24 protein-coding genes and 2 pseudogenes are annotated in these 19,364 nt (G+C 48.1%); 22 read left to right on the forward strand and 4 right to left on the reverse strand.

Features of this window, described 5'->3' with window-relative positions:
• The first annotated feature begins 3 nt into the window (after positions 1–3).
• The 5 genes from melA to tatC all read left to right on the forward strand — a co-directional run bounded on the left by melA (position 4) and on the right by tatC (position 2,982).
• On the forward strand, positions 4–1,323 hold the full coding sequence (gene melA, locus ACFPOF_RS24095; protein WP_378137481.1) for an alpha-galactosidase: 1,320 nt from the start codon (positions 4–6) through the stop codon (positions 1,321–1,323).
• A gap of 33 nt (positions 1,324–1,356) precedes the next feature.
• A complete protein-coding gene (gene tnpB / locus ACFPOF_RS24100; RefSeq protein WP_378138532.1) occupies positions 1,357–1,491 on the forward strand; it encodes an IS66 family insertion sequence element accessory protein TnpB in 135 nt (44 codons plus the stop codon).
• Positions 1,492–1,718: 227 nt separating this feature from the next.
• Positions 1,719–1,871, forward strand: coding sequence for a hypothetical protein (locus ACFPOF_RS24105; RefSeq protein WP_378137483.1), 153 nt, complete (start codon positions 1,719–1,721; stop codon positions 1,869–1,871).
• Positions 1,872–1,896: 25 nt separating this feature from the next.
• The gene (gene tatA, locus ACFPOF_RS24110; RefSeq protein ID WP_378137485.1) at positions 1,897–2,121 is read left to right on the forward strand and encodes a twin-arginine translocase TatA/TatE family subunit; all 225 of its coding nucleotides are present in this window, start codon (positions 1,897–1,899) and stop codon (positions 2,119–2,121) included.
• A 102-nt stretch (positions 2,122–2,223) separates the two neighbouring features.
• On the forward strand, positions 2,224–2,982 hold the full coding sequence (gene tatC / locus ACFPOF_RS24115) for a twin-arginine translocase subunit TatC (protein ID WP_378137487.1): 759 nt from the start codon (positions 2,224–2,226) through the stop codon (positions 2,980–2,982).
• 20 nt (positions 2,983–3,002) lie between these two features.
• Here the strand turns inward: tatC and ACFPOF_RS24120 are convergent.
• The 3 genes and pseudogenes from ACFPOF_RS24120 to ACFPOF_RS24130 all read right to left on the reverse strand — a co-directional run.
• Positions 3,003–3,275: pseudogene (locus ACFPOF_RS24120) on the reverse strand (helix-turn-helix transcriptional regulator); the annotation flags it as partial.
• Positions 3,276–3,525: 250 nt separating this feature from the next.
• Positions 3,526–4,014, reverse strand: a pseudogene (locus ACFPOF_RS24125) (transposase); the annotation flags it as partial.
• Positions 4,015–4,039: 25 nt separating this feature from the next.
• A complete protein-coding gene (locus ACFPOF_RS24130) occupies positions 4,040–4,741 on the reverse strand; it encodes a transposase (protein WP_378137489.1) in 702 nt (233 codons plus the stop codon).
• Positions 4,742–5,137: 396 nt separating this feature from the next.
• On the opposite strand from ACFPOF_RS24130, the gene ACFPOF_RS24135 reads away from it, so the two are divergent.
• Genes ACFPOF_RS24135 through ACFPOF_RS24150 form a run of 4 tightly spaced genes read left to right on the forward strand, consistent with a single transcriptional unit; the run spans position 5,138 to position 6,905 of the window.
• Positions 5,138–5,608, forward strand: coding sequence for a YfiT family bacillithiol transferase (locus tag ACFPOF_RS24135; RefSeq protein WP_378137491.1), 471 nt, complete (start codon positions 5,138–5,140; stop codon positions 5,606–5,608).
• Positions 5,598–6,179 (forward strand): nucleotidyltransferase family protein, encoded by a 582-nt coding sequence (locus ACFPOF_RS24140; protein WP_378137493.1) that lies wholly within the window; start codon positions 5,598–5,600, stop codon positions 6,177–6,179. Before ACFPOF_RS24135 ends, ACFPOF_RS24140 begins: the two co-directional genes overlap by 11 nt.
• 48 nt (positions 6,180–6,227) lie before the next feature.
• On the forward strand, positions 6,228–6,581 hold the full coding sequence (locus tag ACFPOF_RS24145) for a VOC family protein (protein WP_378138533.1): 354 nt from the start codon (positions 6,228–6,230) through the stop codon (positions 6,579–6,581).
• A gap of 30 nt (positions 6,582–6,611) precedes the next feature.
• Positions 6,612–6,905 carry an RNA polymerase alpha subunit C-terminal domain-containing protein gene (locus tag ACFPOF_RS24150; protein WP_378137495.1) on the forward strand — a complete coding sequence of 98 codons (294 nt, stop codon included), beginning with the start codon at positions 6,612–6,614 and terminating at the stop codon, positions 6,903–6,905.
• Between the two features lie 224 nt (positions 6,906–7,129).
• Here the strand turns inward: ACFPOF_RS24150 and ACFPOF_RS24155 are convergent, their stop codons facing one another.
• Positions 7,130–7,576, reverse strand: coding sequence for a hypothetical protein (locus tag ACFPOF_RS24155; protein ID WP_378137497.1), 447 nt, complete (start codon positions 7,574–7,576; stop codon positions 7,130–7,132).
• Positions 7,577–7,680: 104 nt separating this feature from the next.
• Between ACFPOF_RS24155 and ACFPOF_RS24160 the strand changes: the two genes are divergently transcribed.
• The 13 genes from ACFPOF_RS24160 to ACFPOF_RS24220 all read left to right on the forward strand — a co-directional run bounded on the left by ACFPOF_RS24160 (position 7,681) and on the right by ACFPOF_RS24220 (position 19,337).
• A complete protein-coding gene (locus ACFPOF_RS24160) occupies positions 7,681–8,241 on the forward strand; it encodes a hypothetical protein (RefSeq protein WP_378137499.1) in 561 nt (186 codons plus the stop codon).
• 11 nt (positions 8,242–8,252) lie between these two features.
• Positions 8,253–8,654 (forward strand): glyoxalase superfamily protein, encoded by a 402-nt coding sequence (locus tag ACFPOF_RS24165; protein ID WP_378137500.1) that lies wholly within the window; start codon positions 8,253–8,255, stop codon positions 8,652–8,654.
• A 19-nt stretch (positions 8,655–8,673) separates the two neighbouring features.
• A complete protein-coding gene (locus ACFPOF_RS24170; protein ID WP_378137502.1) occupies positions 8,674–8,868 on the forward strand; it encodes a DUF4177 domain-containing protein in 195 nt (64 codons plus the stop codon).
• 53 nt (positions 8,869–8,921) lie between these two features.
• Positions 8,922–9,272 (forward strand): VOC family protein, encoded by a 351-nt coding sequence (locus tag ACFPOF_RS24175; protein ID WP_378137504.1) that lies wholly within the window; start codon positions 8,922–8,924, stop codon positions 9,270–9,272.
• Positions 9,266–10,045 (forward strand): APH(3') family aminoglycoside O-phosphotransferase, encoded by a 780-nt coding sequence (locus tag ACFPOF_RS24180; RefSeq protein WP_378137506.1) that lies wholly within the window; start codon positions 9,266–9,268, stop codon positions 10,043–10,045. The genes ACFPOF_RS24175 and ACFPOF_RS24180 overlap by 7 nt, the downstream gene beginning before the upstream one ends.
• 14 nt (positions 10,046–10,059) lie before the next feature.
• Positions 10,060–10,401 carry an MmcQ/YjbR family DNA-binding protein gene (locus tag ACFPOF_RS24185; protein WP_378137508.1) on the forward strand — a complete coding sequence of 114 codons (342 nt, stop codon included), beginning with the start codon at positions 10,060–10,062 and terminating at the stop codon, positions 10,399–10,401.
• Positions 10,401–11,192 carry a lipid II flippase Amj family protein gene (locus ACFPOF_RS24190; protein ID WP_378137510.1) on the forward strand — a complete coding sequence of 264 codons (792 nt, stop codon included), beginning with the start codon at positions 10,401–10,403 and terminating at the stop codon, positions 11,190–11,192. The genes ACFPOF_RS24185 and ACFPOF_RS24190 overlap by 1 nt, the downstream gene beginning before the upstream one ends.
• A 22-nt stretch (positions 11,193–11,214) precedes the next feature.
• A complete protein-coding gene (locus ACFPOF_RS24195) occupies positions 11,215–11,799 on the forward strand; it encodes a YcxB family protein (protein ID WP_378137512.1) in 585 nt (194 codons plus the stop codon).
• Between the two features lie 173 nt (positions 11,800–11,972).
• Entirely contained in the window at positions 11,973–13,298 is a 1,326-nt protein-coding gene (locus ACFPOF_RS24200) for an FxLYD domain-containing protein (RefSeq protein WP_378137514.1), read from the forward strand.
• 21 nt (positions 13,299–13,319) lie between these two features.
• Positions 13,320–14,468 carry a S1C family serine protease gene (locus ACFPOF_RS24205; RefSeq protein WP_378137516.1) on the forward strand — a complete coding sequence of 383 codons (1,149 nt, stop codon included), beginning with the start codon at positions 13,320–13,322 and terminating at the stop codon, positions 14,466–14,468.
• A 90-nt stretch (positions 14,469–14,558) separates the two neighbouring features.
• Positions 14,559–16,289, forward strand: a complete 1,731-nt coding sequence (locus tag ACFPOF_RS24210) for a cache domain-containing sensor histidine kinase (protein ID WP_378137518.1) — start codon at positions 14,559–14,561, stop codon at positions 16,287–16,289.
• Positions 16,282–17,817 (forward strand): response regulator, encoded by a 1,536-nt coding sequence (locus tag ACFPOF_RS24215; protein WP_378137520.1) that lies wholly within the window; start codon positions 16,282–16,284, stop codon positions 17,815–17,817. The genes ACFPOF_RS24210 and ACFPOF_RS24215 overlap by 8 nt, the downstream gene beginning before the upstream one ends.
• A 197-nt stretch (positions 17,818–18,014) precedes the next feature.
• Positions 18,015–19,337 (forward strand): ABC transporter substrate-binding protein, encoded by a 1,323-nt coding sequence (locus tag ACFPOF_RS24220; RefSeq protein ID WP_378137522.1) that lies wholly within the window; start codon positions 18,015–18,017, stop codon positions 19,335–19,337.
• Positions 19,338–19,364: the final 27 nt, after the last annotated feature.

Raw genomic sequence — 19,364 nt, forward strand, 5'->3', positions numbered from 1 at the left:
CACATGACTAGAAAAATCGCTTTTATCGGTGCAGGCAGTTTAGGATTTACACGGAAATTAGTGACCGACATTTTAACTTATCCGGCTTTTCAGGACTGTACAATCGCATTGATGGATATTGATTCCGAACGCCTGGCGATGGTGAAAAAAGCAGTTGACAAAATCATTCAAGCGGGAAACTATCCAGCACAAGCTATTGCAACAACAAACCGGCAAGAAGCGCTAGATGGTGCCGATGGCGTTATTTGCACGATCTTGGTCGGCGGTCCTCAAGTGTTCCGGCATGATATTGAAATTCCTAAAAAATATGGTGTAGATATTAATGTCGGTGATACGCGCGGGCCTGCTGGAATTTTTCGGGCACTCAGAACGATACCTGTCATGATGGATATTATTCGCGATGTCGAAATTTATTGTCCGCATGCAGTATTATTAAATTATACGAATCCTATGGCTATGCTGTGCAGAGCCATGCAGGGAGAAAGCAAGGTAAAGGTTACTGGATTATGCCATAGCGTTCAGTATACGGCGGAAATGATGGCTCGCTGGATAGGCGCTCCGCTGAATGAAATCGATTATTTATGCGCGGGAATTAATCATCTTGCCTTCTACTTGAAATATGAATGGGGAGGAAAAGATGCCTATCCGCTGCTTAAAGAGGCCGTTAAACAGACAGACATCTATAATGAAGAACAAGTGCGGAATGAGATGTTCATTCACCTGGACTACTATGTTACGGAATCCAGCGGTCACAATTCCGAATACAATCCTTGGTTCCGTAAAAGACCGGATTTGATTCAGAAATACTGTACTTCCGGAACGGGGTGGAATCCGGGAGAGCATGCATATATTTTGAACGGATATTTGGATGCAGAGGAAACCTGGAGAGAAGGATTGGCCAAATCAATTGATGAAGCAGTCAACTTGGAACGAAGTTTTGAATACGCATCCTCTATTTTCAATGCTGTGTTTGGTGATGGAACGTTATTTAAATTTAATGGAAATGTCCGCAATTTCGGCTTAATCGACAATCTGCCTGCAGGTTGCTGCGTTGAAGTGCCGGTGTTGGCTTCAAAGTCCGGATTAGAACCAATACATGTAGGGCCGTTGCCTGATCATCTTGCTGTGCTGGTCAATATAAATGCCGCTTGTGAGGAATTGGCCGTCGAAGCAGCATTGACAGGCGACAGGAGGAAGGTGTTTCATGCTATTTGTATGGATCCGTTGACTTCTGCCGTATTGAGCCTCGATGAAATACAAATGATGGTGGATGAAATGTTCGTAGTTAATGAAAAGTGGCTTCCGCAATTTCAAAAAAAGTAAAGCGGAAATGCGGAAATCACAACAGGGTTAAGGCTGGAGTGCAAGAAGGCTTTCAACTCAACCCCTTCGCACCCGCATTTTGTATTTTGTAATCGTGGAAGGGACAAACTCAAGATGCTTTACTGGGATCACAACGGATTCTGGCTCTTTTATCGGCGCCTCCAGTGAGCGCACCTCTGCGGACCAACTGGAGATTTTCAACGAGGCGGAGGCGCTGGCAAGTCCGTCGACGGGCGAACCGGATCTGGAAACGGTCGTCACGAAGCGGGGCCAGAAAAAGCGCGGCGCCCGGTAGGAGCAGTTGGCGTCTTTGTCATCGGAAACACTCACCTACCGATACCCGATTGCCAATTTCCGGAGGCGGACACGGCGGGGGGGACGAAAGGCTTCGCCGCATGTTATTTGCCGGTCCGCTTGACGATCCGCTCGGTCAACTTGCGGACATCACGGCAGGCGCGTTGTCGCTGCTCATCGGCGCGGCCGCGAATCGCTCGATCGCAGAAGAGAAAATGTTCAACATATCGGCATTGTCCGCAGGGCTTATATAAACTTAACGAAAACGGAGGTAATACGATGGGTGGTATTGGTGCATCCGGTATGATATTGCTCGTGTTGATCGCGTTGCTGTTATTTGGGCCGAACAAGCTTCCTGAACTTGGAAAAGCATTCGGCCGCACGTTACGCGAATTCAAGAAAGGCGCCAACGATTTGATGGACGATCCGAAGCCGGCAAGCCGGGTCGACGTTTCTCCGGAACAGCCGGATCCGCAGAAAGCGGAACGGCACCTGCCGGAATAAACGAAGTTGCAACAAAGAACCTCATGGGGCCGGCCTCTTGATGCGAAGTAAATATTCGCGTAAGAGGCGGCCCCATTGTCGCGAGGAGGCGAAAGATAATAGATGGCTGAAAACCAAAGCGAGCAACATAAAGACGAATGGATGCCGCTTACGGAGCATCTTGGTGAATTGCGCAAACGAATGATTTATTGCCTGATCGTATTTGTGCTCGGCCTGGTCGGGGGCTTATTCGGCTCTCACCCCGTATTCGAATATCTAGTGAAAGCGGCACCGGTGAAAAACTTAGATCTGCACGCGTTCTCTCCATGGGATGCCATCGGGCTGTATATGAAATTTGCTTTCCTGATCTCTTTCGTCGTCGCAATTCCTTTTGCGATGTTCCAGTTGTGGTTGTTCGTGAAGCCAGCGCTAGGGGAGAAAGAGCAGAAAGCGACACTTGTATTCGTCCCATGGGCGTTTGTCCTGTTCCTTGTCGGTTTGACGTTCTCCTATTTCGTTGTTTTTCCGATGGCGTTCTTGTTCACAGAGAAGGTCACGTTTAATTTGGGTCTCGAGCAGACGTATGGTGTAACGCAATACTTCTCGTTCTTATTTAATATATTGCTGCCGATCTCGTTGCTGTTCGAGCTCCCGCTCGTTATTTTGTTCCTGAGCCGCATCGGTATTCTCAGACCGGCGCTACTTGTCAAAATGCGGAAAATAGCCTGGTTTATTCTGATTATGATTGGCGTGACGGTTACTCCGCCGGACGTTGTATCGGACTTGCTTGTCGCTGTACCGCTCGTACTGTTATACGAGATCAGCGTATTATTGTCCAAGCTTGCCTATGGCAAAAGACAGCGCGCATTGGAGCGCGAATAAATAATTAATCGGATCTGAATTTATTTGCTAAACTGTGAACGATAGTTGCGGGGAGATTGCTTAACTAATTTTTTAAACACCCTCTCAAAGTGAGGAAAGCTTTCAAAACCGACGAGTTCAGAAATGGTCGTTATGCGTTCACCTGTTTCCCGTAATAAGCGCTGTGCTTCCTTGATCCTTACGGAGCTGATAAATTCAATTAGGCCGAAGCCTGTAAATTTTTTGAAGGTGCGGCTCAAATAGCTTGGGCTAAGGTGGAAGTGACGGCTTATTTCATCCAAAGTTAGTGATTCCTTAAAGTTGTTGCAAACATATTGAGTCCTGAAATATTCATAGAGTCATAAATCGACTGATTAAATTGGATACATAAGGGTAATTGACTTTGCGAAGTCATTCAATTTTGTATTTTTGTAATTGTATTGGATGAGTCTCTAAAGCCGTCACCGAACAAAAAGGGAATATCCATTATATGGGTAGAAAAATGAGCGCACTTGCCCGTTTCGCCGAAATGTTACATTTGAAAATTAGGGATGAAGTCGACTTTCATCCGAATCTAGGCAACCGCTGGATATTGTTTAGCGTTTGGATAAAGGGATTCTGGTAGATGCAAGAACTGCACAGTTTCCATGTCCAGTATCGGCCGGAATAGATCAGCTTTCCAGCAATCTTAAGCAACTTGGTACGCAGCGTTTCCATTCGGTTTGGTTTGAATGATTCGGGCAAACAAAGCCTGCGAAACCAATTGTTGAAATTGTACGCCAACATCGCCAATTGCAATTTAACCGCATTGGATTCGAATCCGGTGCTGCTCATCTTATGGCAAGCAAAACTGTTCTTCGCTTCCTTGATGAAATTCTCCATGTGTCCACGTTGAAAGTAAAAGCGAATGACATTGCGTGGTTGCAAGCTCATGTTCGTGGCTATAAAGGTGAATTGAAAATGAAGTTCTCCCGCAAGACGCTCCATCTTCACGACCACACGACGCTCACAGTTCCAGGATTTTGCCTTGTACCGGAATTCAAGATAGTGAACTTGCCGCTCATGTAGCTTTTGGGGATTAAATCAATTGATTTGCCATCGCTTGCGCAGCAGATTGTAGACGGGCATTGGCTTTCAGGCGAATCGCGTATTTATGTCCCTTCGTTTCGGCGAGTTCAAACAAGCCAGGAACGGCAAAAAAACCGCTGTCACCACGAAATACAATTAAAGCCTTAGGTGCCCAAGATTGATAACGTTCCAGAACAGGTCCCATGAATCTTACAACCTGACGAGAGGTGTACACATTTCCGGCACGAAGCTCTGCACGCAAACAGTCACCGGTCAATCCGTCAAAGCAAAACAGCGGATGAAATCCATTTTGCGCATAGTGATGAATGTAGTTCGCTCCATGCTGCTTGCCGGAAGTAGCAAATCCAGAGGAGTCCAAATCCAGTACAAACTGGTCACGGGGCTCAATCGCATAGGCTCGGCCCTGTAGAATTTCATGAATACGCTCCAACGATTTAGCCGTTGTGAAATTTGCCTTTTCATTGAAGCGCGAAATGGTTGGTTGTGAAGCGAGTCGTTCTTTTTCCATCAATGCGATCAACAGAGGTTCATGAGATAAGTCATCCGCATGATCATCGGTGTGATAACCACAAAGATGCTGATCAAATTCTTTATAGAGAAGCAGGCCAGCATCTGAGGTCAGATCGCCGCCTTCAAAATTCACTTTCATTCGGGGGTTGAAGTTCATGCCATACTCTTGTAGACTTGCCATAGAAGAGTCTCCTTTGTAGTTTTGGTGCGTTTGGTCACCATCAACACTACCAAAGTAAGGGCTCTTTTTCCATATTTCTGTTTCACTTTTCAAGTGAAGCGTTAAATTGCTATAATCCCTTGATGTTACTGGTCTTACAGCATGTTCAGTTTTGGGCTATGAATATTTCAGGTTGATTTATAACTATTATGACAGGAGAAAGAAATTAAAAGAAATTGCAGTATTATCATCAAGAACAAACGCATTGGAATATGTAAACATATTTTATAATGAAGAGGAAAGTTTGGTTTTGGAGTACCTGCCTGGAAAACCGAAAATGAATATAATATAGAGGGATCAGGATGGAGGATAATCGATATCCAATTGGTATGTTTGAACCCATTTCAGGCTGCTCTGTTGAAGAACGAGAAAAAAATACCAGGTATCATTGATCCCCTTAAAAGAGTGCTTAAACAGCTTACAAAAGATCAATTAATGACTCCATATCGACCAAATGGATGGACGATTCAACAAGTCGTACATCATTTGGCTGACAATGACATGAACGCTTTCTTGAGATTTAAAAGAGGACTAACTGAAGACGAACCGATGGCAAGTTCATACCGACAAGATTTATGGGCAGAGCTTGAGGACTATAAACATGTTCCAGTTGAAGTATCGATTCAATTACTGGACTCCATACATACGCGATTTTTTGTTGTATTAAAAGGAATGAACTCAGATCATTTTACGAGTAAGTTTAATACGCAGGTATTAGGCACAATCCCTTTGGACGTAGCACTTCAAAGGTTTATATGGCACAATGAGCATCACATCGCCCAAATTATCTATTTGATGACAAAAATGGGGTGGAAGCTTGAAGCGTAAGGAAAAACTCATTCAAATTCTTTCCGGGCATCGGTTTCTCTTGAGGGATCTGAAAGCCGTTCAACGGCTCCAATTACCTGAGTGGTGCATAGCAGCCGGCTATGTACGGAACTTCGTTTGGGATTTTTTACACGCCAAGATAGATGAAACACCATTGAATGACGTAGATGTCCTTTATTATGATTTGAATGATCTATCCGAGACGACTGAGAAAGATTATGAAAAACTCTTGAAACAAGAGATAGATAAGTATAATTGGTCAGTTAAGAATCAAGCAAGAATGCATGATAAGAACAATGAAGCGCAGTATCGTTCAGTTGAAGAAGCAATGAGAAGGTGGCCAGAGACGGCTACTTCAATTGGAGTCTCGCTAGAAGAAACAACGGATCAATTAAGGATAATTGCTCCGCAAGGGCTTGATGATCTGTTTAACTTAGTAATTAGAAAAAGCCCATTATTTAAGGATCAAGATTATTTTCAGCGTAGAGTCAGGGAAAAGGAATGGTTGAGTAAATGGCCTTTACTTAAAATGGAGGTAAGTGGAAATGAAGATCACTTTTCAACTACCTAGAGCCGATGAGAATCTGAGATTATATCAGGAAATCCTAGGAGGAAAATGATGATAGTAAAACGAATTGTAACAAATATCCATTCGGAAGCGCTGTCTCAGGCGAAATCTTTTTATCAGGATGTGTTAGAACTCGATCTGCTGATGGACCATGGATGGATTACCACTTACGGATCGAATCAAGCTATGCAAGTACAAATTTCGATTGCTTCGCAAGGAGGTTCCGGGACTTTAACCCCTGACTTATCCATTGAAGTGGATGATGTAGATGTCGCTTATACTAGAACTAAAGAAGCAGGATTTCAGATAGAATATGGACCAGTCAATGAACCGTGGGGTGTGAGGAGATTTTTCGTAAGGGACCCTTTCGGAAAACTGGTAAACATTCTTGCTCATCATGAATAGAAAACTATAGGCTCCGATGGAGGTGCAAAGATGACTAAGTCGAGCAGCAGCCAAAGAAAGTGTAAGCAAGGGCATCTGTATTATAAGAGCACCGATTGTCCGACTTGCCCAATCTGTGAAGAACTACGAAAACCTAATGACGGATTCCTGTCTTTGCTTTCCGCCCCGGCAAGGAGAGCTTTGGAGCATCATGGGATTCATTCCTTGCAGGAGTTATCTCAACATAGCGAAAAGGATATTCTGCAATTTCACGGAATGGGCCCCGCATCCATGCCAAAACTTAGAGCTGCCTTGCAGGAAGCAGGACTATCATTCAAAAGCTAAGGGGAAAACGGGTACATGTTGATCAATGCGGTGTTAGTTATCGGCTGCCTGTTCGCACTCATTGCGGTCTTTATTAGCGAAGGGGACAAATGGAACGATTTGTTGCTATTTGTTGTTGTGTTTGCAGTCTTGTATGCGATTACCCGAATCAATACAGCACTATATGAAATAAGGGCCTTGGATTCTACGCCGATCCAAATCGTTGTTGTTATCGCAGTTATTTCTTACATGATCTTCCTGTTCAGAAAAACTGATGTTCGATGGAGAAAGTAGAGTTTATTCTGCCACATGAACTGGTCGCTGTTTCCCTGCAGCACTACAACTCTGTATTTAGCTTTGTCCTTCAGAAAAATTAATGCTTTGGGCTGAGTGCCAGGCTCGAGGAACAAATAGATTTCTTTGATTGGCTCCGGGTACAAGGCGGATGCTAACTGGATGGGCTCGTCCCATACGATGTGAAGGACGATACCGCTTTCTGGATTCATGGCAAGTCCGCCATACAATGTGGGCGAGTTGTCCAGAAGAGACAAAATGGACTTCTCGAGCTCGGAAGTAAGAGGCCGTTGTTGGACGACTTTCCCTTGCTTCACGTCAAAAACTTGAAATAGCGTCGGTTCATGGACGATGAGACTAGCAGACATCAATACGGTTGCCACTAACTTAAAGACCACGAAGATCACCTCAGCGTTATTTTTCCCACAAAGTGTAAGAAATATCAACGAGGCGACGATGAGGTACGGTCAATCGCCAACAAAATCAGCTAGGTGGTGTGGAAATGAAGCGATGCCTGCCAATAGTCATTATCCTTCTATCGATTGTCGTCGGATTGATATCGTTCCCTGAGAAAAAGGCTTATGCCTGCAGTTGTGCAGGAAGCAGTGTGAAAGAGAAACTTGAGCGCTCCGGCGCGATCTTTGTTGGTACAGTCGTCAAGAGAGGCGGCACGAAGAAATCTCAACACGGTAAGCTAAGGCAATACACATTTGCTGTTCAGCAAGCTTGGAAAGGTGTAAGCGGACCGCGAATCTCGATTTATAGTTACGATGGCAGTTCGTCGTCTTGTGGATTCGAGTTCGATAAGGGTCAATCCTATTTGGTCTATAGTTATGAGGATAAGGATCGGACGTTGCAGACGAACTTATGCAGCGGGAATGTTCCGTTAGCACAAGCAGATCAAGATATTCAGCAGCTTGGAGCGGGCACTACCTACACACCAGGCGAGGCGGATAACGGGGACCGTAAGCTTTCGCCATTTCTTCTTCTCGGTGGAGGTGCCCTTCTAATATTAGCCGCAGCCACGATTGTGTGGAAATGGCGACTGGCGAATCGACGGTAGGATAACAAGGCATGAACAAGGAGGCAGACCGGGTGGGATTGCAAGGGCTTGTGCCGATTTTACGAATATTCGATGAGCGAAAAGCGAAGGAGTTTTATTTGGACTTCCTAGGCTTTAAGATGGACTGGGAGCATCGTTTCGAACCAGATCTGCCGTTGTATATGCAAATTTCCAAAGATGGCGTTCGGTTACATCTGAGCGAGCACCACGGGGATTGTTGTCCTGGCGCAGCGGTCAGAATCGAAATAAAGGGGATCGAAGGATTCCAGCAACATCTCGTACAGAAGCGATATTCCTATGCCAGGCCGGGACTGGAACGAATGCCATGGGGCAGTCGCGAATGTAGCATTACCGATCCATTCGGCAATCGGATTGTATTTTATGAGGAAGAGGAAGTTAGCGGTTCAAATTAAAGATGCGGGGGATATAGCGATGGAGCAATGGGAGTATCGCACGATCAAGTATAAAACAGGCGGGTTTCTTGGCGGAAAGGTTGACACTGAAGAGTTCGAAGACGAATTGAACGCACATGGCAGCGAAGGCTGGGAGCTAGTTTCGTGCTTTGACACGAGTATGTCGCAAGGCGCTTCGCGGGATATTGTCATCGTCTTTAAGCGGAGGAAGTAAAAGGGGCTCTTATAATAGGCACAAAAACATAACCATATGAAGGAGGCTTGTTCATGAACCCGATATTGAATGAAGTAGGCACCGTATTTATTCCCGTCAGCAACATCGAGCAAGCTCGTGATTGGTATTGCGAATTATTAAATTTACCGGTCGATGGCGAAATTCTGTTCGGTCATCTGTACGTGCTGCCTATGAATGGTACGAGCATTGTGCTGGATAGCAAAATTTATTCGCCAGATCACATATTTAGAGCACCAGCCTTTCATTTCAACACGAACGACATCGGGCAAGCCTTCGAGTATATGCGAGCGAAACAAGTTAATCTTGTAACGGGAATCGAACATAATCACTGGTTTAATTTTAAAGATCCCGACGGCAATCTGTTGATGGTATGCAAATGTTGATCTTGCCTCCGCAACTTCAGATTATGCTGCATGAATGCCAGCTTCACGAGAATACTGTCGGACACTCGGGCAGCTCGGTGTTTCGCGTAACCGGCGCCAACGGCTATTCCGCCTATCTCAAAATCGCGCCATCCAACTGGAAAGAAACTTTACGGCCGGAGAAAGAAGCACTCGAGTGGCTTCACAGTCGGGCTCCGGTACCTGAAGTGCTCTTCTACGAAGAGCATCAGAATAAGGACTATTTATTGATCTCGGAAATTGTCGGACTGGATGGCTCGAACGAGCGGTTGCTGGCGAAACCCGATGATTTGGTGCGCGTCTATGCGGAAGCGCTAAAGCAATTCCATGAGATCAGTGTTGCGGATTGCCCGCTCATTCAGACTGTCGACAGGAAGCTCGAGACGGCACGCCGATTAATCGAACACGATTTGGTGGACGAATCCGATTTCGAAGAACAATATCAAGGCTGGACGCCATTGCAAGTGTATGAGCATTTGCAGCGGACAAGACCAAGCTCGGAAGATCTCGTCGTCGCGCATGGCGACTATTGTTTGCCGAACTTGATCATCCATAACGATCAATTGTCCGGGTTCATCGATCTGGGCAGGGCGGGAGTGGCAGATCGTTATCAAGATATCGCGCTGGCGATTAGAAGTTTAAGACACAATTATGGCACAGATCGATACGCAGATTATTTTCTAAGCTGTTACGGCATCGATCGGATCGATACCGACAAAGTGAACTATTACATTTTGATGGACGAGTTATTTTGAGAGGCGGTCCCCTTATGATGACGGTTCAAGAAGTACGGGATTATTGTTTGTCTTTGCCGGAGACGATCGAATCTGAACATTGGGGGAAGCCGTCTTTCCGCATTCGGAATAAAATCATCGCGGTCATTCAGCCGGACGGGTACACCGTAACGATCAAGTCAACTGCGGAGGATAAGGCCTATTACGCCGAAATCGAACCTAGCGTATATCGTATAGACGAATCTTACGCGACAGTGCACTATTTGAATGTTCATTTGCCGCTTGCCGAGCGTGCGGAAGTACAAGGTTTGATTCGGAAAGCATGGTGTGCCTTCGCGCCCAAGAAGCTGGTGAAAGCGCTGGAGGCGAGCCGGTGATGAGCACCAATCTTATCATCGTATTCGCAATGACAATGATCATTCACGCCGCGGAGACGTTATCTTACTCGATTCGGCTGGCAGGCGTTCAACTCAACAAAATCGCCGTTGCGTTGTCGCTTACGGGCATTATCGTGCTTGTCTCACGTACGGCGAATATGGTGCAAGCGCCGATGACGGCAAAGTTCGTCGATTATGCCAGACATCACGTGGACAACGAACTGCTCCGTCAACTGAGAATCATCATCCTTGCTTCGTCCGTCGGAACATTGCTGGCGATTATCTTGTTCCCGTCATTCGTCGGCATTTGCGCCAAAATCATTAATCGGCTGGAAGTAACCGGCTCTATTCCGAAGCTCATCTCTAGCGTCACTTTCGCACAGATCAAGCGAACGAGAAGATACATAAGATTGCCCAGATTCAAACTCAGCCAGTACCGCTACCTTGGCATCTCCAAAAGTTTCATCCTCTTAAATGTTGCCGTCACCGGAATCTATACGGTTGGCGTTCTGGCTTCCCTCTATGCGGCTCATCTGTTTCCGCAATACAGCACGACAGCATCGCAAGCTTCCGGTATCATCAATGGGATCGCGACGATTATTTTGACCATTTTCATCGATCCCCAACTTGGACTCATTACTGACAAAGCGTTAACGCACCAGGAACAACGTCATCAACTCGGCAAAATCTATGTTCTGCTGATGACCAGCCGCTTTTTCGGCACGATGGCTGCCCAACTTATTCTCATTCCGGCGGCGTATTTGATCGGCTATTTCGTTAAAATTATTTAATGAAGGAGAGGGTATCGATAACGTGGAAAACCAATCATTTACGATTACGGTGAAGTTAACGCCCCAAGATCTTATGCAAATGAATATTTCGTACCTTACTCGGCAATGGAATATTTGGCTTTTTGCAGTATTGTTTATTTTCGCTACGTTACGAATTGGCGTAGACATATCGTCACTCGAGTTCTCCGGCTATACGCCAATGGCGATTATCGTCTTTGTGACCATGATTGCGATGATTTATGGCGTGTTCATCGGCTCCAAAAAATCGTTCGACAAATTCGCTCAAGAAGAAAGAACATATACGTTCTCTGAGGACGATGTGTATATGGAGTCGGAATCGACTACGCAACGCGTCCGATGGTCTGATATGGTTCGCGGGCTTTGTTTGCCGAAGTATATCATGATGTTCCATAGCCATAATGCCATACATTTGATTCCGGCTCGATCGTTGACCCCGGAGCAATATGAGTCGATCAAGATTACGATTAAAAACAAAGTGAAGAAGCCCAAGCAATCGGGAGCGAAAAGATTTCTGAAGTGGACGGCTATTTACTTGATCATCTTCCTTGTTGCGGTTGGCGTCACGCAGTTTTTTTTGGCTGAGTAGCGAGGGAACAGGAAGAGGAGTCACTGCATGCGTAACCACAGCCCTTTTACAGGGCTTTTTTTGTTGAAAGCGAAGAAAATCCGAATTTGGCAGGAGATTCTAAAACGATGTCGAAATATAAGGATTCGTGAAAAAGACAGCACTATACATCAATGTTTAAGGGAGTATTTGTTATGTTTTGTTCGAATTGTGGAGCTAAGTCTCAGGAAGGCAGCAAATTTTGCAGCAGTTGCGGCGCTTCTCTCGAAGTCACTGCCCAAGCGGAGGAACAAGCGGCTGCAATGGCTGGGGAACTCGCTGAAGAAGAAACGGCCGCAGCACTTGCGCCAGCGCCAATTATAATGGAAGCCGACGAGAAACCGGAATCGCGGGAAAAAGAAGACGCCGTTGTTCAGGCAACGACACAAGGCGGAGTATCGACCGCTAATGCTACTGCCCCACGGGTTTCCGGTCGACGTTTTCTTTCTCTCACTTATTTGCTCCCGGCAGCAAGTGTTCTCATCATTGTCATTCTCATCGGTGGACTATATGGATATCAAATGTCCGTCAATCGGCAGGTCGACAAGCTGCAGCAACAGGGGGAGAGCCTCGCACTGGAAGGCAAGTTGGCGGAAGGGATGGCGGCGATTGAGAAGGCGCTCGGGAAGCGGCCGGATCATAAAGTGTTGCTTGCCGATCGCGAATTGCTTACGGATGCGCTCAGTCTGCAAGCCCGTCTGGACGACACAGATAAACAATGGAAAAGCAAGAAGTTCGACGATGCGATTAAAGCGATCGATACACTCGATAAGGAGCTTGCGACTCGCAACGGTCCCGTTTTCCAGAAACTCGCTTCCCTTGCGGATGAGAAGAGAGAGACGATCGTTGTTGCACAAGTGAGCGGTGACCTGGCGGTCAAGACGACGGTAGAGGCGCTTATCCCATTGTTCAATACAGTGAAGGACTATAGCGGAGACGAAGCGCAAAAAACATCGAAAAAAATCCGGCAGAAGATCATCGATCTTTCTTACGACAAAGCATCAGACAAATTGGCCGAAAAGCAGTTTGCGGAAGCATTGACTACTATCGAGACGGCTCTGAAGTTCGACGATGGAAACAGCAAGTTGACTGCGTTAAGAACGAAGGTCGAGCAGAAGAAGAAAGCGTTCGAAGACGCAGAGAACAACCGTATTCAGAAAGCGATCGAAGCGGCGAATCAGGAAGACCTCAACAACCGGACGCAGGCGGTCGAACTGCTCACGCTTAACGCCTACACCGATGACAGCGGGTATTTCGTTGTAGAAGGCACGGTCAAAAATCGTGCGATGCGCCCGATCAGCTACATCCTCGTCTATTATGACCTTTTGGACGATGCTGGCAACGTGATTGACAGCGATTCGATCTACGTGTCGCCAACGGATCTGGATGTCGGGAAGACGGGAAGTTTCTACATGGACTACGACAATCTGGACGGCAAAAGTTCGGCCACTGTCACCCGTGTGGAATGGGAGATCAATTAAGCGAAAGGCAGGACCGCAATTATGAAAAGTTGGATTACATACACCCTATCAGCCTTGATTCTTGTTGGCGGGGGCTTCTCCGCCTATGAGCTAAACGACCATTGGAGCGCACCTGTCGTACATGCGGAGTCGAAGCTTGGCAGTCCGGGGACGACAGAGAAACTGGATGCCAAACCGGATCTCAAGGAAATGATTCGCGAGAGCCAGAAGCGGGTCGTATCTATTGAAGTGATTTTGCCGGAAGAAACGTCGCTCGGATCGGGGTTTCTATACAATGATAAAGGCGATATCGTTACGAACGCGCATGTCGTTGCCGATGCTCTTGGCGTTCAAGTAAAAACAAGCGACACGAACGTATACGAGGGTAAGGTGATCGGAATAAGCGTAGAGAAAGACATCGCCGTCGTGCGTGTCGATGCGCTCGCAGGCAAGGAACCGATCGCTGTCGATAAAGAGTCGAAAGTTGAAGTCGGCGACGAAGTCATGGCTTTCGGTAGCCCGCTGGGGCTGGATAATACGGTTACAACCGGGATTATTAGCGGAGTTGACCGCGATTTTGATATCGATACGGTCAAGTATCGTGGTTTGTATCAAATTTCTGCTCCGATCACGCATGGCAACAGCGGCGGACCGCTTGTACTCGAGAGCAACGGCAAGGTGATCGGCATCAACTCTGCGGGCAATGACCAGGGCAGCATTGGATTCAGTATCCCGTATCGCCAAGTTGCCAGTATGATCGAGGAATGGAGCCTGCATCCGGATAAGAAACTTGCCGAAGAGTCGTCCAGCATGAACGGCGAAGCGGCATTCGGAGCGGGATATACGAAAGAGACGCTCTCAGAGGATGCGCAATATCTCGTGAACTACTTCTATGAGTCGCTCGACAGCGGCGATTATGTATCGGCGTACAGCGTCCTGGGAAGCGATTGGCAGACGAAAACCTCATACGAGAAGTTCCGGGAAGGTTATTTGCATACGCAGAGCGTAGCGGTTACCCAGAGCTCCATCTTGTCCGCAACCGAAAAGGAGGCGCAAGTTGCCGTTCTGATCGAAGCGTGGGAAGGCGGGGGGGACGAACCGAAGCTTAGCAAATACAAACTCACCTACACGGTAAGAGTGGAAAATGGATCGATCAAAATCATTACCGGCAAAGGGAAAAAGGCAAGCTAATTCCTGTTTATTCTCCTCCTCCCCTCCATTATGGTAGACTAACCGTACAAGACATCCAGCGTATAGACCGGATGGGGGGGAGCAACTACGATGTTCGCAAGCAAACGATCCTCGATATTCCGTTGGGGAAGAATTCGGCTTCCCTACAAGCTTCTTCTCGTATATATGCCTCTAATCCTCCTGCCGGCGCTAGCCGGTATTTATAGCCTGACGGCTAATTACACCGCCTCTTCCAAAACCCGCTCATCGGAATATGCGACCAATCTGCTCAGCCTTATGGGGCAGAAGATCGATGACCGCCTTGGCAGCTACGAGTTGCTCAGCAAACAAATCATGACGGACGACAGCTTGCTGGCGTGGATTTCCGTTACTCCGAAATCGATCTACGAGAAATTTCAAATCCAGAACGACATTAACGAGAAATTAAACGTGTTCTGGCTTGGCGCCGGGCAGAACGCTTACATTAAAGCGATCAAGATCGTGACGCCGACCGCTCAATATACGTATGGCATTAACGCGATCGATGACTTCAATGCGACCAACGAAGCGTACAATCGCCAAGTATCCGAAGGCAAAGGCAGCGCGAACTGGTTTATGCCCCAGAGTTATAGCGACGGGTACGTGAAATACGAGGCGTTCCGACTCGGTCGTTCGATTCGGGACAAGAAGCTGAACGTACTCGGGACGTTAACGATCGTGATCGATTCGAAAGCGATTACTGACATTTTCGCCCAGACCAAATTTCAAGAGGACGTCGCCATCAAGCTGCTTACCCAGGACAACGTCCTTCTCGTCAGCAACGGACAACAGATCAACGATGACGAACGCCAATTGCTGACCTATTCGCAAAATCAACTGCACAACGGGTGGCGCCTGTCCGCGCAGCTTCCGCTCAGTCAGCTTTACGAACCGATCTACCGGATCGCGAAGCTAGCCATCTTTATCGTCCTTGTCTGCATCGTGATCGGATTGATTGTAACCCAACTGCTAGCAATGGACCTCGTTATTCCGATCCGCCGGCTGAAGCTGAACATGAAGCAAGGCATTAAAGGCGTCAAGCCGAACAAGCTCAAACGATTCGGAGGCGCGATCGAAGTCGTCGAGATGAACGATACGTTCATTTCCGTCATGTACGAGATCGAGCAACTGATCGATGAAATTTCGAAGCAGGAAGCGAAGAAGAAAGACGCGGAAATCCGCGTACTGCAAAATCAATTATCGCCTCATTTTCTATACAACACGCTTAATTCCATCCGTTGGATGGCGATGATCCAGAAGCAGGACAACATTAAAGAAATGGTCGATTCGCTGAACCAGATGCTCACTTACGCCTTGCGCGGGAAAGGCGATCCGGTCGCTCTTTCCACGGAAATCGCGATGTTGCACAATTATGTCACGATTCAGAAAGTGCGTTATCAGCATTTTCAGTTTAATGCGGATATTCCGGCCGAGCTCGAAGGCGCTCGGATCCCGAAGTTTCTGCTTCAGCCGCTCATTGAGAATTCGCTGATTCATGGGCTGGCTCTGGCGGATAGACCGGGCGATATTTCGGTGCGCGCGAGAAGAGAAGGGGATAAACTGCTGCTCTTCGTCGAGGATAACGGAGTCGGCGTAGAAGCAGAGCGTTTGACGGATATTGTAAAAGGATTCGACAGCGGGGAGAGCCACTTCGGTTTGCATAGCGTGCACGAGAGAATTCAGCTTCATTACGGCAGCGCCTTCGGCCTTGATATGAAGAGCTCGCCTGGCGAGGGGACGACGTTTAAGCTAACCTTGCCTTTACAGCTAGAGGACGACCGCGAGGAGGGAAAACATGCGTAACGTCATGATCGTAGACGATGAATCGCTCGTCAGAATCGGGCTGCAATCGATTATAGATTGGGAAAGCAATGGATTCCGGGTCGCCGGCGTGTTCAAAAGCGGAGAAGAAATGCTCGCCGCTGCCGCTGTCTCTCCCGTCGATGTCGTGCTAACCGATATCCGGATGCCCGGGATGGACGGATTCCAATTGATCCGCGAGCTTCGCAAGACGCATGCTGATATCCACGTTATCGTGCTTAGCAGCTACAACGATTTTGAATATACTCGTCAAGCGATCCAGCTTGGCGTGACCGACTATATTTCCAAGTACGAAATGGAGCCAGAGGAACTGCTGAGAGTTCTAAGCTCGCTTCCTTACGAGATGAGAAAGTCATACGACCCCGCACAGCCGGCGACGCCCGGACATACTGAAATCGGCTCGATTAACGACAGCGACAAGAACGCCATGGCTGCAAAGTTAAGAGATCACGGGTCGGCATTTCGCTGGATCGTCCTGATTCCCTATCATCGTAGCGAGGCGTATTCCCCTGAAGAGCGCAAAGCGATGAGGCTGCTCGCGGAAGAGATGTTCCAACGACTGCGCAACCCGATTCTATTTGGCGAAGAAGACGGCATATTCCATGGTGCTTACGCATTTGATCCCGCTGGAGACGACCAGCGCATACGAGAAGAATGCGAGAGGATGGCGGAAGAGTGGACCGCAGCGTTCTCCCAGAAGCTGAACGTCTCGCTCGCGGTCGGTTTCGGTGATGAGATTGGGATAGATGGCGATTGGACGGCTGCGCGCAAGAGAGCGGAGCAGGCAGCGGAAGGTTCCCGATTCGATGGCGAGGTCCGCTTGTCCGATGCTGCGCTCCCGAGAGGAACTTTCTCGGAGGAAGAGTGGCTAGCGGTCTACAAGCTGGTGAAGCAGCGGATTCGTTATATGCAATTCACTCCACTTGCGGAGGAGCTGCTCGCTTATCAGGACGAGAAGCTTCTCAGCTACAAGCCTTCGGAATGGGTAAGACTCGGTGTCGCCGTCGCTTCTCAACTTGCCGACTTCCTGATCGAACGGTATGACTTGCAGACGGCGGAGCTCGGACGGTTCTTTGTTTCGTTATGGCCGTTACCCGAAGCTGCCGGGGCTGTACGTACTTCAGACGAATGGCGGACATTGGTTCGCGAATTGACCGCCAGAACGCAGATGACGGTTACAAGCCGGCAATCCCGGACAGGATGGTTGGAGCGGGTTAAAGAGCATTTAAGCCAGCACTTCAGCGAAGCGATCCGGCTGGAGGATATGGCCCAACTATCCAACTTCAGCGAAAATCATTTTAGTCAGCGGTTTCGCCAGGAAACGGGGCAAGCGTTCTCCGATTATTTGACCGACCTGCGTGTACGGGAAGCAGTCAGATTGTTCCGCGATACGGATCTTTCGACCGAGGAAATCGCGTTTCGCGTAGGATATTCGAACCCGAACTATTTTATTAAAGTGTTCAAACGCAAGACGGGCCAGACGGTCAAACATTTCAAAAGCTTGAAGTAAGCGGGAAAATGGAATCAAATTCGAGAAATTTGGAACGTCGTCGCAGCCGGGGCCGTGGAGGTTCCGGCTGTTTGGCATCAGAAGAGGGGCAAACTGCATGGATGCCCGGTGTGTCAACGCTTACAATGAGGGTAGATCGCGATCCGCTACACTGCAATTCGGATACACAATCCATGGAAGCTCAGGAGGGGTTCACGTTGAGAAAAGGTCAAACATTCGCGCTCGCGTCGATAACGGCATTGCTCGCTTTCACGCTGCAAGCATGCGGAAGTAACAACAAAAACGAAAGCTCGCCAAGCGCATCATCGTCGGCTCCTGCCGCCTCAAGCCCGGCAGCATCGTCCGGCGGAGAGAACGTCACGTTAAAAGTATGGGGCGACCTCGGCAACCAAGCCGTACTGGAAGAGCCGTTCAAGAAAATTAACGCGGCGTTCGCGGCGAAATATCCGAACATCAAAATCGAATACGACTTCGCGCAGAACGATCAGAGCTTAAACGTCGCGCTGCAAGCGAACGAATTGCCTGATCTGTTCTGGGTACAAGGCGACAAAACATCAAAAATGTCCGAGATGGTCAAAAACGGCTTTTTGCTTGATTTGACTTCGTATAACATGGACCTGTCCCGTTACGACGACTCGCAGAAATCTTACTGTACGATCGACGGCAAAATTTATTGCTCCTTGCCATCTTTCTTCGATACGAACGTCGTTTATTACAACAAAGAAATCTACGACAAGAACGGGCTTAGCGTACCGAAGAACTGGGATGAATTCGTGCAAGGGCTCGACAAGCTGAAAGCAGCGGGCGTCACTCCGATTGCCCTCGCAGGTAAGAGCGAATGGGATCGCGCTTGGCCGATCTTCGCTTTGGCGCCGGCTTTCGCGAACGACGCGCTTCAAGCGGCACAGAACGGCACGGGCAAGCTGACCGATCCTGCGGTCGCCGGAATGTTCCAGACGTTCCGCGATCTCGTGGATAAAGGTTACTTCGGCAAAGACTTCCTGGCTCAAGATATGGCGGGCGCGCAGTTCTCCTTCACGAACGGCAAAGCGGCTGCGATCATCGACGGCACGTGGAACAACTCGACTTACGTCGCGTCAGGTTTGAGTCTCGGCCGCTTCCCGATTCCGAACAAAGACGGCAAACGCATCGTGCAATCGAGCTACAGCAACTTCATGACATACGCGATCGCTTCGCGTTCCAAACATCCTGAAGAAGCGCTGAAATACTTGGAGTTCCTGGGCGGTCAGGAAGCGCAGCAGATTATGGAAGACGCGACCGGCCTCGTGCCGACGATCAAAGACATTACGCCGAAAGACGAAGGCGTTAAGGAGCTTGGCGTATTCGACCAAGCGGGCCTCAACATCTACTCCGTCTTGACCGCGTTGTCCTCTCCGCAATCGAATGCGGCTGACATGATGATGAAAGATGTGATTCCGAAGCTGATGACTGCGGCCATTACGGGCGAAGAAGCAGCGGCTATTCTCGATAAAGCGGCAACCTACCCGGCGCCGAAGTAATTGTAACAGCATCCGCGGGAGCGGCCA

Source organism: Cohnella soli, assembly GCF_042655525.1.
Classification (GTDB): domain Bacteria; phylum Bacillota; class Bacilli; order Paenibacillales; family Paenibacillaceae; genus Cohnella; species Cohnella soli.